The following is a 16085-nucleotide window of genomic DNA, read 5'->3' as shown; positions in this document are numbered from 1 at the left end:
TACCCTCGGATACGGTTCATACGCGGAAGGTGACTGCGGGGGGTAAGTGTGCAGTTGGGGTCCTCATGGCGGCGCCCGGGTCGGATGCCGGCCGAACTGACCAGCTTCGTCGGGCGCGCCGGTGAACTGGCCACGATCCGGGAGATGCTGGGGCAGGCCCGGCTGCTCACCCTGGTCGGACCCGGCGGGGTCGGCAAGAGCCGGCTGGCGCTGCGAGCCGTTGCCGACGCGGCCGACGGCTTCCCCGACGGCGTGCGCCTGGCCGAACTCTCCGGCCTGAAGGACCCCGACCTGCTGCCGGGCGTCATCGCCGACGCGCTGGGGCTGCCGGCCCGGGCGGGCATGTCGCCGGTCGACTCGGTCGTCGAGCACCTCGCCGGCGCCGGGCTGTTGCTGGTGCTGGACACCTGCGAGCATCTCGTCGACGCCTGCGCCCTGCTGGCCGACCTCCTGCTGTCGCAGGCGCCCGGCCTGAAGATCCTCGCCACGAGCCGGCAGGCCCTCGACGTCCCCGGCGAGTACGTCCTGCCCGTGACGCTGGGGCTGCCGGAGGGCGACGAAGGGGGAGACGCCCTCGACCTGTTCGAGCAGCGTGCCGCCCTCGCCGTTCCCGGATTCACGCTCACGGACGGCCGGCGCGCTCTCGCCGCCGCCCTGTGCCGCCGCCTCGACGGGATCCCGCTGGCCATCGAACTGACCGCCGTACGCCTGCGGGCCCTGCCGCTGGAACAGCTCGCCGCGCGGATCGACGACAGCTTCGCGATCCTCAACGGCGGCCGGAAGGCGGTGCTGCCCAGGCATCAGACGCTGCGCACCACCATCGGATGGAGCCATGAACTGTGCTCGCCGCCCGAGCGGTTGCTGTGGGCCCGCCTGTCGGTGTTCGCGGGCTCCTTCGACCTCGCGGCGGTGGAGTCCGTGTGCACCGATCCCCGGCTCCCCGTCGACGACGTGGTGGACCCGCTGATCGGCCTGGTCGACAAGTCGGTGGTGGTACGGCTGGACAGCCGCTACCAACTCCTCGACACCATCCGCGAGTTCGGCGCCGACTGGCTGGCGGAGCTCGACGAGACCGCCGCCCTCCGGCACCGGCTGACCACGTACTGCCGGAGCAGACTGCGCCGGCTGGAGGAGCGGTTCCTCGGCCCCGACCAGGCCCGGCTGCACCGGGCCCTGCGGACCGAGCACGACAACCTCCGCGCCGCCCTGGAGTACGCCCAGGCGGACGGCGACCTCTTGCCCATGGCCGCGCAGATGTGGCCCTACTGGCTGTGCGGCGGACAGCCCGCCGAAGCGACCCACTGGCTGGAACTGGCCCTGGCCCAGCACCGCGAGGCGACCCCCGAGCGCGTACGGGCACTTCAGTGGGCCTCCACCTTCGCCGCCCTCCAGGGCGACCACGCCCGCGCGACGGGACTGGCCCATGAGATGCGGCAACAGGCCGGACAGCTCGCCGACCCCCGGCTGACCGCCCTGGCCCGGCTGTGCGCGGGACAGGCGGCGGCCTTCCGCGGCGCGTGCGACGAGGCGGTGGCCGACCTCTCCGTGGCCCTGGACGAACTGCGCGCCACCGGCACCGAACTGGACGTCGCCCTGGCCACCCTGCGCCTCGGCATGGCCTACGCGCTCGGCGGTCGCACGGACGCCGCGCTCACCGTCCTCGGGGAGCTGACGGAACCGGCCGGCGGCGACCGGACGGACAGCTATGTCCAGGGCTGCGCCCACGGTTATCTGACGGTCGCCCACCTGGCCGCCGGAGCGGTCGAGGAGGCCGCGCGGACGGGCCGCCGCGCCGTGGAACTCCACGACCTCCGCGACGGCGTCCTCGACCTCGCCGTCACCCTCGACGCCGTCGCCTGGACGGCGGTGGCCCAGGGCCGCCATCGGCGCGCCGCTCTCATCCTCGGCGGAGTGGACGCGCCGTACGACCTGCTGGACCGGCGCCGGGCCCTCGGCAATCCGCTGCTGACCAGGCTGCACGAGCAGGCGCTGCGCACCGCCGGGGACGCACTCGGCGGCACCGAACTCGAACGGCTGCGCCGCCAGGGAGCCAGGCTGCCCCGGGAGCAACTGGTCGCCTTCGCCCTGTCCGACGAGGACATGCCCCCCGACCTCCCCGCCCGGCCCCGGCCGTCCGGAAGCGACGGCCTCACCCGGCGCGAGCGCGAGGTCGCCACGCTGATCGCCAAGGGCATGACGAACCGCGAGATCGCGCAGGACCTGGTGATCTCCAAACGCACGGCCGACGCGCATGTCGAGCACATCCTCGCCAAGCTCGGCTTCTCCTCCCGGTCACAGATCGCCGCACTGATCTCGGGGGAGAACCACCAGGGCGCCACCCCGGCGGTCGGGTCACCCGTCCGGCCGCGCCTGTGAGGCGACAGCGTGAAGGCCGCGTCCGGCGGACCATGACGCCCCCGGGTTCCGATGCCGGGGCGGGCTCCGGCGCCGGAGCCCGTCACGCGGCGTCCCCGGCGCAACCGGTGCACCTGCTTCCCCCGCCGCATCCTCCGTCACCGCGCCATCCCTTGACACACCGTCAGCGGACCACGACTCTCTCCGGAGTCCGTTCACCGGTGCTGTGGTTCAACTACTCAGGGAGCCGCGATGACCACGTACGAGACCACCCCGGACGCCCCTGACCACGTGCGCCGGCACCGCCGCCGCGCCGCGGCCGCCAGCACCGTGGGGACCGCGATCGAGTGGTACGACTTCTTCCTCTACGGCACGGCCGCCGCCCTGGTCTTCCCGCACGTGTTCTTCCCCGGGCACGCCGGCTACACCGGGGTGCTCGCCTCCTTCGGCACCCAGTTCGTGGGGTTCGCGGCCCGTCCGCTCGGTGCCGCGGTCTTCGGGCACATCGGCGACCGGGTCGGCCGCAGGTCGACCCTGGTGACCACCCTGGTCCTGATGGGCGTCAGCACCTTCCTCATCGGCCTCCTGCCCGGCTACGACACCCTGGGACCCGCCGCACCCGTGCTGCTCGTCCTGCTGCGGGTCGTCCAGGGCGTCGGGGTCGGCGGCGAGTGGGGCGGGTCGGTCCTGATGTCCATGGAATGGGGCTCGCGGCGGCGCAGAGGGCTGATGGCGAGCTGGCCGCAGCTCGGCGTCCCGCTCGGCCTCCTCGCCTCGACCGGCATGGTGAAGCTCATGACCGCCGCGACCGGCGACCACTTCGGCTCCTGGGGCTGGCGCGTACCGTTCCTCGCCAGCGTGGTCCTGATCGGCATCGGCCTGTACGTACGGCTGAAGGTCCTGGAGAGCCCCGCCTTCGCCGAGGTGAAGCAGGAACGCGTGGTGGTCCGCCGGCCCGTTCTCAGCGTCCTGCGGAACCAGCCCCGCGCGGTGCTGACCTCGGCCTTCGTCCGGATGTCGGAGCAGGCGCCCTTCTACCTCTTCATCACCTTCGTCCTCACCTACGGCACGGAGAAGGCCGGGCTCGCCAAGGCGGACCTGCTCGACGACACGCTCGTCGCGGCCGCGGTCGGCCTCGTCTGCGTGCCCTTCTTCGGCCACCTCTCCGACCGCTTCGGGCGGCGGCTGGTCTACGGCATCGGCATCGCCTGCGTCGGGCTGTTCGCGTTCCCGTACTACGCCCTCCTCGACACGGGACGCCCCGGCCTCGTCCTCCTCGCGATCGTGCTCTCGCTCGTGTTCCACGGCGTCCAGTACGGACCCCAGGCCGCGCTGATCGCCGAGGGGTTCGGCGCGAACGTCCGCTACAGCGGAGCCGGACTCGGCTACCAGCTCGCCTCGGTCGTCGCCGGCGGTCCCGCCCCGCTCATCGCCGCGGCGATCCTGGAACACACCGGGTCCAGCACCTGGATCAGCTGGTACATCGTGGGCTGCTGCGCCGCCGCCATGACCGCGCTGCTCCTCATGCCGCGCCCCGCGACCGCCTCGGCCGCCGCGACCACCGGGCCGCGCGGGTCCACGACGGCGGACCGCGCGAACCCGGCGTCCACCGGGGGAGAGGCCTGAGCGGTCCCGGACGACTCCCCGCCCCGACTTCCCGCCCCGGCCCCGACTGCCCGCCCCACCGCTGCCTCGACCCTCGGCCCCGACTGCCCGCCCCCCGCCGCCCCGCCCCCCGACCCCGCCTCCGCGCCCCACGCCGGCGCCGCCGCGTTGGGCCGGGTGGCGTAGCCCCGGCAGGCGGGGCAGGGTGGTCAGGAGGAAGCCGCCGACCGGCAGCCCCGCAGGCCCCCCGAGGCCGCGCCCGCCCCGGCACACCCCGCGCCGTCCGCGGGCCGCGCGGCACGTCCCCGCGTCGGCGTGAGCAGAGCCGGCAGGTGGAGGAGGAAGCCAGGTGCCTCAGCAACCGCGCGACACCGTTCACACATACGACTTCATCGTCGTCGGATCCGGTGCCGGCGGCGGACCGCTGGCCGCGAACCTCGCCCTGGCCGGACACCGGGTGCTGGTCCTGGAGGCCGGCGACGACCACGCGTGCCCGTACTACTCCATCCCGATCATGCAGGCCTTCGCCAGCGAGGACCCCGACATGGCGTGGAGCTTCTTCGTACGGCACTGGGACGACACGGCGGCCCAGCGCGAGGACGCCAAGTTCGTCGAGGCCCGCGACGGCGTCCTCTATCCGCGCGGCAGCGCCCTCGGCGGCAGCACGACGGTGAACGCCCTCATCACCCTGTTCCCGCAGGGCAAGGAGTGGGACAGGCTGGTGGAGACGACCGGCGACGCGGGCTGGGGCGCCGAGGCCATGCGGGAGCGGTTCCGGCGGATGGAGAGCTGGCAGGGAGCCGACGCCGAGCCGCTTCCCGGTGAGACCCCGGCCGAGCGCGACGCCAAGGCCGCGCACGGCCGCGACGGCTGGCTCGGTACGACCCGGGCCGCCCCCGCCCTGGCCCGCCGGGAGCCCAAGTTCCTCGACATCATCGGCGCCGTCGAGCGGACCGCGCGCGACCGGTTCGGCATCCCCGACGACGTACCGCTGCCCCGCGACCCGAACGCGGCCGACACCCCGCCGGACTTCCAGGGCATGGGCTTCGTCCCGATCGCGGTACGGGACGGACAGCGCAACGGCTCCCGCGAACGCCTCCTCGACGTACGCCGGCAGGTGGGCGACCGGCTGACCATCAGGATGAACACCCTGGTCACCCGCGTGCTCTTCGAGGGCGACCGGGCGGTGGGCGTCGCCTACCGGGAGCAGCGCCACGCCTACGGCGCCTCCTCCGGCAAGAGCTGCCGTCTCTGCCCCGACCCAGCGGACGAGAGCCGGCAACAGGACTCCGGGCAGGAGGAGTTCACCGAGAGGGCCGCGTACGCCCGCCAGGAGGTCGTCCTGGCGGGCGGCACCTACAACACCCCGCAGCTGCTGATGCTGTCCGGCATCGGCCCCCGCGCCGAACTGGAGCGGCTCGGCGTCCCGGTGCGCGTCGACGCCCCCGGCGTGGGACGCAACCTGCACGACCGGTACGAGGTGTCGGTCGTCGCCGAACTCGACGAGGACTACCGGCTGTTCGAAGGCGCTTCACTGGACGTGCCCACCGAGGGGCAGCACAGGGACGCGCTCATCAGCGAGTGGGACGCCGACCACGGGGGCCCGTACTCCACCAACGGCCTGCTGGCGACGGTCATCGCCGGATCGAGCGTCTCCGACGGCGACTCCGACCTCATGCTGCTGGTGCTGCCCGTCGACTTCCACGGCTACTACCCCGGTTACTCCACGGACGGCGGGAAAGCCCGCGACCGGCTGGCCGTCGTGGTGCTCAAGGGACACACCAGGAACCGCGGCGGCCTCCTCACCCTGCGCTCCGCCGATCCCGCCGAGCCCCCCGAGATGGCCTTCCGCTACTTCTCCGAGGGTTCCGAGGGCTGGGAGGAGGACCTGCAAGGCGTCGTCGACGGCATGCGGATCGCCCGTGACGTGATCGCGCACGCCGCCGACGCCGGAGTGAAGGGCGAGCTGATCCCGGGCCCGGAGTTCACGACCGACGACCAGCTCAAGGACTGGGTGCGCGGCCAGTCGTGGGGCCACCACGCCTGCGGCACCGCCAGGATCGGCGCCGACGACGACCCCCTCGCCGTGCTCGACGGCGACTTCCGGGTGCGTGGCGTGGAGGGCCTGCGCGTGGTGGACGCGTCCGTCTTCCCCGACATCCCGGGCCTGTTCATCGCCAGCGCCGTCTACCTGGTCGGCGAGAAGGCGAGCGAGGCGATGCTGGCGGAGTACGGGACGGTGCGGCCCGCCTGAATCCCGGGGACGCCGGCGGAGAACCAGCGCTGCCCGGACAGGGACCGCACGCTCCGTGTGCCGGGGCGGCGTCTGTCCGGGCAGCGTCCGTCGGGTCCGGGCCGTCAGGCCTTGAGGCGTTCCCGGTCACCCATCACCACGACGGGGTGGCGGGCGGGATCGAGGGTGCGCAGCAGGGTCTTCATGGCGGTCTCGGGGACGGTGACGCACGCCGAGGTGCCGTCGCCGTGATCCACGTGCAGCCAGATCCCGCCCCCCTTCTCCACGCCGTCGGGACGGGTCCAGTCGAAGGGCGGGACGCCCTTGAGACGGTTGTAGTTGACGGCGATGACGTAGTCGAAGTCGTGCACGTGGGCTTCGTCGTCGGTGTTCACCATGGACGCGTAGGCGTTGTCGTCGTACCAGTACGGCAGCTTGCTGCCCGGGTTCTTCAGCGAGCCTCCCGCGTCGCTGAGGGTGAACACCCCGACGGGGCTGCTCTCGTCGTCCAGACGATGGTCCGTCGTCCAGCCCATGCGGCCGTTGTGCGCCGGCCAGCTGGCCTTCTGCTCCCAGGCCGTGCCGCGCTTCTCGTACAGCACGGCGAGGCTGTTCGCCGAGTCCCGCCCCTCGCCGTAGACCACGACCGCCTGCTCGGTACGGGACGACACCTGCTTCGACAGGCGCTCACCGACGCCCGGCAGACGGGAGGCCGCCGAGGCCCCGGGGGAGGAGGGTGCCGCCGGGTTGTTGGTTCCCGGCGCGCCCGCGGGGCTCGTTCGCGCCGTGGTGCCGCCGCACGCCGTCGTCGCCGTCACCAGGACGCCGCAGGCGAGGGCCGCGGATATGAGATGACGCGCACCGCCGCGTCGTTCGAGCCGCACAGATGACCGGGTACCACGAGATGTCCGCATGGTCAGGATCCTGTGGCGAACGCACTCGACGCGCATCCGGGCGCGGGCATCCGGCCTACGCGACGGCCTCGGTGGCCTCCGGGTGGAGTACCCGCCGGCACGGACGGCGTGCGCGGGGGAACGCGTCCCGCCGCTGATCGGCCGGACGCCGCCGCCCGGCGGAAAACCCGGTGGTGACCCGGACCGGATGCCACATACCGTCACCTCCATGGCTGACGAGTGCTACGGACATCCGCGGCTCGCCGCGGTCTACGACCGGCTCGACCCCGATCGCGGCGACCTCGATATGTACGCCCGCATGGCCGAGGAGTTCGCGGCGCAGCAGGTGCTGGACATCGGCTGCGGCACCGGGGTGTTCGCCCTCCTGCTGGCCGGTCGCGGGATCGACGTCATCGGCGTCGACCCCGCCCACGCGTCCGTCGACGTCGCCGAGGCCAAGCCGGGTGCCGAGCGGGTGCGCTGGATCCGCGGCGACGCGACGGCACTCCCGCCGCTGCGCGCCGACCTGGCCACCATGACGGCCAACGTCGCCCAGGCCATCGTCGAACCCGGGCAATGGCGGGAGACGCTGCGGACGGCGTACGCGTCGCTGCGGCCGGGCGGACGCCTGGTGTTCGAGACCCGCGACCCCGCCAGGCGCGCGTGGGAGGAGTGGAACCGCGCGGACACCTACGGCGTGACGGAGATCCCCGGGGTCGGTGCGGTGGAGCACTGGATCCAGGTGACGGACGTGCGATGGCCGCTGGTGACGTTCCGGTCCACCTATGTCTTCGCCGCGGACGGTCAAGTCCTCACGTCCGACTCGACGTTGCGCTACCGCGAGCGGAGCGAGGCGGAGGCGGACCTGATCGCGAGCGGGTTCGTGGTCGACGAACTGCGCGACGCTCCCGACCGTCCCGGCCGGGAGTTCGTCTTCGTGGCGCGGCGGCCCGAGGAAGGGTGACACCGGCCGGGCGCGGCCACCGCGGGGCCGCCTGCCCGGGCGTCCGGAACGCGCAGGACCCGTCGGGGGCCCCGCACAGCGGGGCGGGCCGCGGCATGAGAAGTGCGACGCGGCCCGCCCGCGGGGGAGCGGAGCCGGATACGCGGGCGCTCAGACCGTCGTGTCGCGCAGCTCCGCCAGCGCCTCCGGGGTCAGGTCCCGGGGAGCGCCGTCCGGATCGACCAGGACCACCGTGCAGCCCGAGGACCGGGTGAGGGCGCTGGTGAAACTTCCGTCCGCGAACTGGACCAGGGCTCCGCGCGGCGAGCGGCCGACGGCGACGGCACGGGCGTGCACCTCGGCGGCGTGCCGGGCCAGCGCGCGGCCGGCCGCGGCGTGGTCGCCGACACTGGTGAGGATCTGGCCGCCGGCGGCGATGCCCAGAGCGGCCAGCCGGTCGAGGTGCGCGGTGACGGCCGCACGGGCCTGGTCGGCGGTCTCGGTGTCGACGGCCTGCTCCTCGACCACGGCCGTCTGCCGGACGTGGACGACCTCCAGCGGGCTGCCGGTGCCCCGGGCGAGCCGCGCCGCCGCGTCGACGATGGCCGCGGCCCTGCCGTGGGCGCCCACGGCGACGACGACCGCGGGAGTGCCGTCGCCGGAGGCGGCGCGCACGGGGGTGAAGGCCGGGGGAACCGGCTCGCCGGCCTCGGCCCGCTCCTCGGCCCGGCGGAGCAGACGGTGCCCGCAGGCCAGGACGGGGACGGCGAGCAGGAAGGTGCCGGCGCCCAGGTAGAAGGGAACGCTCAGGCCACCGGCGTCGGCGAGCCTGCCCGCGACGTACGGGGCCAGACCGCCGCCGATGAAACGCAGGAAGCCGTACGAGGAGGAGGCCACCGGACGCTCGACCGGGGCCACGAGCATGACGGCCTGCGTGGTGAGCGTGTTGTTGATGCCGATGAAGGCGCCCGAGACGACGACCGCCACGATCACCACCGCGGGGTGGTCGACGCCCGCCGCGATCACGGCCATCACGATGCTCAGGCAGACGAGGTTGGCGTACAGGACGGGGGCGGTGCCGAACCGGGCCTGCAGGCGCGGGGCGAAGAAGACGCTGAAGGCGGCCACGAGCAGACCCCAGCCGGTGAAGACGAGCCCGAGTTCGTGGGCGCTCAGCTTCATCGGGTAGGGGGCGTAGCCGAGCATGGTGAAGAAGCCCCAGTTGTACAGCAGCGCCATGATGCCCATGGTCAGCAGCCCGCGGTGGCGCAGCGCCCTGAGCGGAGCGACGGGCGAGGTGGGGCGTGCGGGCTTCGGCAGCGAGGGGACGAAGGCGACGGTGGCGACGAGGGCGATGGCCATCAGGACGGCGACGCCGAAGAACGGGCCGCGCCAGCTGATCGCCCCCAACTCCCCGCCGAGCAGCGGTCCTACGGCGATGCCGAGGCCGAGCGCGGCCTCGTAGAGGATGATCGCGCCGCCGAAGCCGCCGCTGGCGGAGGCCACGATGACCGCCAGGGACGTCGCGATGAACATGGCGTTGCCGAGGCCCCAGCCGGCCCGGAAGCCGACGATGCCGTCGACCGATCCGGAGGTGCCGGCCAGCGCGGCGAAGACGACGATGACGGCCAGGCCTATGACGAGGGTCCGCTTCGCGCCGAACCGGCTGGAGAACCAGCCCACGAACAGCATCGCCACCGCGGTCACGATGAGGTAGCTGCTGAACAGCAGGGAGACCTGGCTCGGTGAGGCGTGCAGGCTGTCGGCCAGGGCGGGCAGGATCGGGTCGACCAGGCCGATGCCCATGAACGAGATCACGCAGGCGAACGCGACGGCCCAGACGGCCTTCGGTTGCCTGAAGGGGCCTGCGGTCTTTCCGTGCGGTCCACTCATTGCCGGTTCTCTCCAGTCAGGTCGTGACGGATACGGGGATCTCGACGGGTGCGGCCCGGGAGCGCGTCCGGCCGGCCCGGATCGCGCGGGCCCGGGCATGACACCGGAGTATGCATAAGCGCATTATGCATCTACGTGTACGGTGAAGTAAAGACGGCGGCGGCGCCCGCCGGGAGGGCGCCCGACCGGTCCGTCCCGCCCGCGCCCGCACGCCCCCGGCCGCTGTCCGGCAGTCGTCCGGCAGTCGTCCGGCCGTCGGGCCGCTCCACGTCGGCAGCGCGAGGCTCCGTCGTGGAGCGGGCGCATTGTGCGTGAATGTCCCTGGACACAGAGGAGATGACCATGTCCCACCCCTTCGATCCCTACAGCGTCCTGCCGCGGGTGCCGCGGTTCACCCTGCGCAGCGCCGACATCGCCGACGGGGAGCCCCTGAACACCGCGCAGTGCAGCGGCATCTTCGGCGGCCCCGGGCAGGACCGCTCCCCGCAGCTGGACTGGGAGGGGCAGCCCGCCGGCACGCGGTCTTTCGCGGTGACCTGCTTCGACCCCGACGCGCCGACGGTCAGCGGATTCTGGCACTGGGTGGTGTACGACATCCCCGCCTCCGTGCGCGAACTGCCCGAGAACGCCGGTGCCGCGGGCGGCGCGAACCTCCCCGCCGGCGCCAAGGTCCTGGCCAACGACACGGGCGAGCGGGCCTACCTCGGTGCCGCGCCCCCGCCCGGACACGGCGCCCACCGCTACATCTTCGTGGTGCACGCGCTGGACATCCCCACGCTCGACATCGGACCGGACGCCACCCCCGCCTGGCTCGGCTTCCAGCTCCTCGGCCACACGCTGGCCCGCGCCACGCTGACGCCGGTCTTCGCCGCTCCGGCCTGAGCGCGCCGCCCCGCGGAAAAGCGCCTCCACCCCCGCGGTCGTACCGTAGGGAGAGGCGGGGGACGCCGAGCCGGAGGAGCCGAAGGCAGAGGTGGGGGCGCCGAGCCAGAGGAGCGGGATGCGCGGGTTCAGCGCCGGCGGCGGGGAGCTGGTGTTCTCGTTCGCCGGAATCGCCACGGCCGTGCTCGACGACCAGGGCAGGGTCTCCCGCTGGTCCGAGGCGGCCGCCGGACTCCTCGGGCTGACCGCGGGCGAGGTCTGCGGCCGGCCGGTGCGGGACCTGCTCGCCGGAGAGTGCCACCGGCTGACGGTCGGCGCCGGAATCCCGGATTCGGGCCGGGTCCTGCTCAGGCACCGGTCCGGAGACACGGTCGACATCACCTTCAGGGTCCTGCGGACCGAGCCCGCCGCCGAAGCCCTCGTGCTGCTCGCTCCCACCCACCAGGTCAGCCACTGGGAGCAGGGCGCGAACGTCCTGCGTGCCCTGCTCTCCCAGGACCGCGTCGGGATCGGCATGCACGACACCGACCTGAACGTCATGTGGACGAACATCACCTCCGGCATGTTCGGCGGCACCGTGCTGCCCGAGGGCAGCCGGCTGAAGGACGTGCTCTCCCCGGACGAGGCCGAGGCCGCGGAGACCGCGCTGCGCCGTGTCCTGGAGACCGGCGAGCCCCTGATCGGCAAGGACCTGCGCGTGCGCTCGCCGCGGGCGCCGGACCGGCGGCTGGCCCTGTCGCTGTCCGCCTTCCGGGTGGAGGACGCCCACGGCGATCCCGCCGGGGTCGTCGCGATGTTCACCGACACCCCGGAGCAGCAGCGGGCCCGCCACCGCATGGACCTGTTGCACGAGGCCGCCTCCCGGCTCGGCAGCTCACTCGACGTCGTCCGGACCAGCGAGGACCTGGTGGGCCTCCTCGTCCCCTCGCTGGCGGACATGGGATGGGTGGAGCTGGCCGAGGCCGTGCTCGAAGGGGACGAACCCCCGAAGGGCACCGGCGCCGGCGAGCTGAGCCTGCGCCGGGTGGCCGCGGCCGCGGAGGGCGTCCCGGACTCCGCCACCCTGCTCCGGCCCGGCGACCCGGTCCCCCGGCTGCCGCACAGCCCCGAACTGTGGGAGTTCCAGCACGGACGTGCCGTCATCGTGGACCGCGAGAAGGCGGCCGTCGTGCTCGGCGACGAAGCGCACCTGGCCCTCTTCGTGCCCGACGACGGCCACTCGGGCATCTGGGCGCCGCTGTACGCGCGCGGACTGGTGCTCGGCTCCGTCACGCTCTGGCGGACCGGCCGGGAGGATCCCTTCGAGCCCGACGACGCCGAGCTGCTCGCCGAGATCGCCTCCCGGGCCGCGCTGAGCGTGGACAACGCCCGCCGATACACCCGCGAGCACCGCGTCGCGCTCGCCCTCCAGCAGCGGCTGCTCCCCGCGGCCACCACCGACACGCCCGCGGCCGAGACGACGGGCATGTACCTGCCCGCCGGCGGGGGAGGGGCGGGCATCAGCGGCGACTGGTACGACGTCATCCCCCTGCCCTCCTTCCGGCTCGCCCTGGTCGCCGGGGACGTCGTCGGACACGGCCTGAACGCCACCGCGGCCATGGGCAGCCTGCGCACCGCGGTGCGCACCCTCGCCGACCTGGAGCTCGACCCCACCGAGCTCCTCACCCACCTCGACGACCTCGTCCAGCGGCTCAGCGACGGCGCGGACGCGGAGAGCCTCGTCGGCGCCACGTGCCTCTACGCCGTGTACGACCCCGTGACGCACCGCTGCGCCGTCGCCTGCGCGGGCCACCCGCCCCCCGTCGTCATCCGCCCCGACGGCACCACCCACGTGATCCACCTGTCCCCGGGGCCGCCGCTGGGAGTGGGCGGCATGCCGTTCGAGAGCGTCACCGCCGACCTGGAGCCCGGCAGCGTCCTGGCCCTCTACACCGACGGCCTGATCGAACGGACGGACGGCGACGTCGACGCCGGCCTGCGCTGGCTGACCGAGCACCTCGCCGCCGCGTACGACCCCGGGCGCCCCCTGGGCGACACCGGCCGGGCGCTCCTGGCCGGCCTCGGCGACGACCCGCCCCGCGACGACATCGCCCTGCTCCTGGCCCGCACCCGAGCCGTGCCGGAACGGTCCACCGCGAGCTGGGAGTTCCCCGCGGACCCGGCCGTCGTGGCCGAGGCCCGGCGGGCGGCGGCCCGGCAGCTCGAACAGTGGGGGCTGGAGGAGATGGCCTTCACCACCGAACTGATCGTCAGCGAACTCGTCACCAACGCCGTCCGCTACGCCGGCGGCCCGGTGGGCCTGCGGCTGATCCGCGAGGACGTCCTCGTCTGCGAGGTCACCGATCCGAGCAACACCCAGCCCCGGCTGCGACGGGCGGGCTGGACCGACGAGGGCGGACGCGGCCTGTTCCTCGTCGCGCAGCTCGCCACCCGCTGGGGCAGCCGCTACAGCCCCCGCGGCAAGACCATCTGGGTCGAGCAGTCCCTCGCCCCGGCCCCCGTCGACCTCTCGGTCCTCGTCTGAACCGGCACGGCGGCGGACCACGAACCCGCGCGCCGGCGGACCGTACGGCATCCGATCCGCCCGCCCGCTCGCCCTCGCCGGACCGTGCGGCGGCCACCGGCTCGCCCTCGCCGGGACGTACGCCGGCCACCGGCTCGCTCCCGGCCGGACCGTACGGCATCGCCCGCCCGCTCCCGGTCACGTCCGGGCGTGCCGCCGGTGAACCCGACGGCCGGCCGGCTCCGGGCGGCGGGACGGTGATGTCCCCGCCCGACACCGGCACCCGCACCGGCGGTGCCATGATCCCCCGCACACCCCCGCGCACTCCGCCACCTCCGTGAGTCGTACGGCAGGTCACCGGCGGCACGGGCGGGCGCGGCGGATACTCGGCAGCAGCGGGGCGGCCGGCCGTCCCCTCGGCGAGAGGCGTGCGGGTCCATGCGAGCACCAGGTCGGATCGGCGCGGCGCGGGCGGTGGAGCGGCTGCGGGCCCGCGACCCGGAGCTGGCGGCGACGCGGCGGGCCTGCCGGACCGCCCTGGTCATGCCCGCGCTGTTCGCGCTGTGCACCCAGGTGTTCCACTCCCACGTCATGGCGAGCTACGCGGCCTTCGCCTCGTTCTCGATGCTGCTCCTCGTGGAGTTCACCGGCCCCATGATGCAGCGCCTGCGCGCCCAGCTGAGCCTGACGGCGGCCTGGGGGGTGCTGATCTGTCTGGGCACGGTGGTGGCGCACCCGCCGTGGGCCGCCGTCGTCTCGACGGTCGTGGTCGGCTTCCTGGTGCTGTTCGGAGGGGTCGTCAGCTCGGTCCTCGCCGGGGCCTCGACCGCACTGCTGCTGGCGTTCATCCTGCCGGTGACGACCCCGGCCCCGCTCGCGCAGCTCCCCGAACGGCTCGCCGGCGCCGGGCTCGCCGCCGCTGCCGCCGCCCTCGCGATCTGCCTGCTGTGGCCGCGCCCCGCGGGCGACCCCGTCGCCCCGCCCGCCGCCCGTGTCTGCCGCGCGGCCGCCCTGCAGCTGCGCACCGAGGCCGCCCATCTGGACGGCGGGCCGCAAGCCCCCGGCGTCCCGCTGTGCGGGGTCGCCGCCGAGCGCACCGAGGCGGCCGCGGAAGACCTGCGCCATGCCTTCGAGGCCACCCCCTACCGGCCCGCCGGGCTCTCGGCGACCTCCCGGGCCCTGGTACGCCTGGTCGACGAACTCACCTGGCTGCGGGGCATCCTGGACGACACCGCCGACTACGGCGACCACGTACCGCGCCCCGACCCCGCCGCCCGCGCCGCACGCCGTGCCGCGGCCGACGTTCTCGATGAGGCCGCCGTCCTGCTCGGCGACCTCCGTGCGGACACGGCCGGACTGCGGTCCTCGGCGGCCGCGCTGCGCTCCGCCCTCGACCACATGGAGGAGCGCTCCACCACCCGTCTGCCCGCCGTACGGCCCGGCACGGTGACGGAGGTCTACGGGTTCCTGACCTCTCTGGACCTGTCCTTCCGCGCCCATGAACTGGGCTTCGCGGTCCTGCAGATCGCCGCCAACGTCCAGCAGGCCGCGGCCGCCGAACAGCGCAGCTGGGCCGAGCGGCTCCTGGGGCTCGAACCGGACGACCCGACCGCGCCGCTGGCCGCCGCGGCGGCAAGGGCGAGGGCTCACCTGGAACGCCATTCGATGTGGCTGCACAACAGCGTCCGCGGCGCGATCGGCCTCGGGATCGCGGTCGCCCTGGCCGGTGCGACCAGCGTCCAGCACTCCTTCTGGGTCCTGCTGGGCACCCTGTCGGTGCTGCGGTCCAACGCGCTCAACACCGGCCAGAGCGCCGTACGGGCCGTCATGGGGACGGTCGTCGGATCCGTCGTCGGAGCCGGACTGCTGCGCCTGATCGGCCACCACGGGACGGTCCTGTGGTTTCTGCTGCCGCTCGCGATCCTGCTCGCCGGGATCGCCCCCGCAGTCATCTCCTTCGCGGCCGGCCAGGCGGCCTTCACCATCACCCTGGTCGTGCTGTTCAACATCGACCAGAACCCGGACTGGCACATCGTGCTCCTGCGCATCGAGGACATCGCCCTCGGCTGCGGGGTGAGCGTTCTCGTCGCCCTGTTCTTCTGGCCGCGCGGAGCCTCGGCCGCCGTCGACCACGCCCTGGCCGACGCGTACACCGAGAGCGCGCGGTACCTCACGTCCACGGTGGAGTACGCCGTCGGCTCCGCCGCGGGACCCGTCGGGCCCGGGCAGGCGCTGCGGGCCGGCCGCGAGGCCGCCGCGGCCGCGCGCCGGCTGGACGACGCCTTCCGCAACTACCTCGCCGAGCGGGGATCCAAGCAGATGCCGCTCGCGGACATGACCACGCTCGTCACCGGGGTGGTCGGACTGCGGCTCGCGGCCGACGCCGTCCTGTCCCTGTGGCGGCACGCCGACGGCCGGTTCCCGGGCGCCGACCGGGACGAGGCCCGCCGTACGCTGCTGGCCGCGACCACCCGCGTGACCGACTGGTTCGGGTACCTGGGCGCCACTGTGGAGCACGGCGCCGCCCTTCCGGCGCCGGTCGAGCACGATCCGGCCCTGGCCGGACGCCTGGCCGACACCATCTTCCGCGCCCTGCACGACGACCAGGAGCAGGACGCCGCCACCGCGGTCCGTCTCATCTGGACCCGCGACCACCTCGACGCCGCCCGCCGGCTCCAGCCGAGCCTCGCCGCGGCGGTGGCCGGTCACGCGGACGTACGGCCGGCCGCGGGCGGCACCGGCCGGACCCCGCCCCACTCGTCCGGGTGACATTCCGCC

At 74.1% G+C, this 16085-nt stretch carries 9 protein-coding genes; 7 read left to right on the top strand and 2 right to left on the bottom strand.

Going from position 1 to position 16085, the window contains the following annotated elements; translation table 11 throughout:
- The first annotated feature begins 84 nt into the window (after positions 1–84).
- From ACIPRD_RS10830 to ACIPRD_RS10820, 3 genes are all read left to right on the top strand, one after another.
- Positions 85–2376, top strand: coding sequence for an ATP-binding protein (locus ACIPRD_RS10830; protein ID WP_401562146.1), 2292 nt, complete (start codon positions 85–87; stop codon positions 2374–2376).
- Between the two features lie 231 nt (positions 2377–2607).
- A complete protein-coding gene (locus ACIPRD_RS10825; protein ID WP_401562144.1) occupies positions 2608–3981 on the top strand; it encodes an MFS transporter in 1374 nt (457 codons plus the stop codon).
- Positions 3982–4309: 328 nt separating this feature from the next.
- Positions 4310–6214: a GMC family oxidoreductase gene (locus ACIPRD_RS10820; protein ID WP_401562143.1), complete on the top strand. Its 1905-nt coding sequence runs from the start codon at positions 4310–4312 to the stop codon at positions 6212–6214.
- A 104-nt stretch (positions 6215–6318) separates the two neighbouring features.
- Here ACIPRD_RS10820 and ACIPRD_RS10815 read toward each other — a convergent pair whose 3' ends face one another.
- The gene (locus ACIPRD_RS10815; RefSeq protein ID WP_356402697.1) at positions 6319–7077 is read right to left on the bottom strand and encodes a hypothetical protein; all 759 of its coding nucleotides are present in this window, start codon (positions 7075–7077) and stop codon (positions 6319–6321) included.
- A gap of 238 nt (positions 7078–7315) precedes the next feature.
- Between ACIPRD_RS10815 and ACIPRD_RS10810 the strand changes: the two genes are divergently transcribed.
- On the top strand, positions 7316–8050 hold the full coding sequence (locus ACIPRD_RS10810; RefSeq protein WP_356402695.1) for a class I SAM-dependent methyltransferase: 735 nt from the start codon (positions 7316–7318) through the stop codon (positions 8048–8050).
- Positions 8051–8200: 150 nt separating this feature from the next.
- Here the strand turns inward: ACIPRD_RS10810 and ACIPRD_RS10805 are convergent, their stop codons facing one another.
- On the bottom strand, positions 8201–9922 hold the full coding sequence (locus tag ACIPRD_RS10805; protein ID WP_401562140.1) for an MFS transporter: 1722 nt from the start codon (positions 9920–9922) through the stop codon (positions 8201–8203).
- Positions 9923–10264: 342 nt separating this feature from the next.
- On the opposite strand from ACIPRD_RS10805, the gene ACIPRD_RS10800 reads away from it, so the two are divergent.
- The 3 genes from ACIPRD_RS10800 to ACIPRD_RS10790 all read left to right on the top strand — a co-directional run bounded on the left by ACIPRD_RS10800 (position 10265) and on the right by ACIPRD_RS10790 (position 16076).
- Positions 10265–10804: a YbhB/YbcL family Raf kinase inhibitor-like protein gene (locus ACIPRD_RS10800; protein ID WP_401563158.1), complete on the top strand. Its 540-nt coding sequence runs from the start codon at positions 10265–10267 to the stop codon at positions 10802–10804.
- A 118-nt stretch (positions 10805–10922) separates the two neighbouring features.
- The gene (locus tag ACIPRD_RS10795) at positions 10923–13328 is read left to right on the top strand and encodes a SpoIIE family protein phosphatase (RefSeq protein WP_401562139.1); all 2406 of its coding nucleotides are present in this window, start codon (positions 10923–10925) and stop codon (positions 13326–13328) included.
- Positions 13329–13745: 417 nt separating this feature from the next.
- On the top strand, positions 13746–16076 hold the full coding sequence (locus ACIPRD_RS10790; protein ID WP_401562137.1) for an FUSC family protein: 2331 nt from the start codon (positions 13746–13748) through the stop codon (positions 16074–16076).
- Positions 16077–16085 lie beyond the last annotated feature (9 nt).

It is taken from the genome of Streptomyces sp. NPDC090108 (assembly GCF_044747185.1).
Taxonomy (GTDB): domain Bacteria; phylum Actinomycetota; class Actinomycetes; order Streptomycetales; family Streptomycetaceae; genus Streptomyces.
The sequence above is the reverse complement of the archived record's forward strand: the minus strand, read 5'-3'. Positions and strand labels throughout refer to the sequence as shown.

Coding starts and splice junctions, on each gene's coding strand:
- ACIPRD_RS10830 (WP_401562146.1), top strand. CDS start 85: ATGCCGGCCGAACTGACCAGCTTCGTCGGGCGCGCCGGTGAACTGGCC.
- ACIPRD_RS10825 (WP_401562144.1), top strand. CDS start 2,608: ATGACCACGTACGAGACCACCCCGGACGCCCCTGACCACGTGCGCCGG.
- ACIPRD_RS10810 (WP_356402695.1), top strand. CDS start 7,316: ATGGCTGACGAGTGCTACGGACATCCGCGGCTCGCCGCGGTCTACGAC.
- ACIPRD_RS10805 (WP_401562140.1), bottom strand. CDS start 9,922: ATGAGTGGACCGCACGGAAAGACCGCAGGCCCCTTCAGGCAACCGAAG.
- ACIPRD_RS10800 (WP_401563158.1), top strand. CDS start 10,265: ATGTCCCACCCCTTCGATCCCTACAGCGTCCTGCCGCGGGTGCCGCGG.
- ACIPRD_RS10795 (WP_401562139.1), top strand. CDS start 10,923: ATGCGCGGGTTCAGCGCCGGCGGCGGGGAGCTGGTGTTCTCGTTCGCC.
- ACIPRD_RS10790 (WP_401562137.1), top strand. CDS start 13,746: ATGCGAGCACCAGGTCGGATCGGCGCGGCGCGGGCGGTGGAGCGGCTG.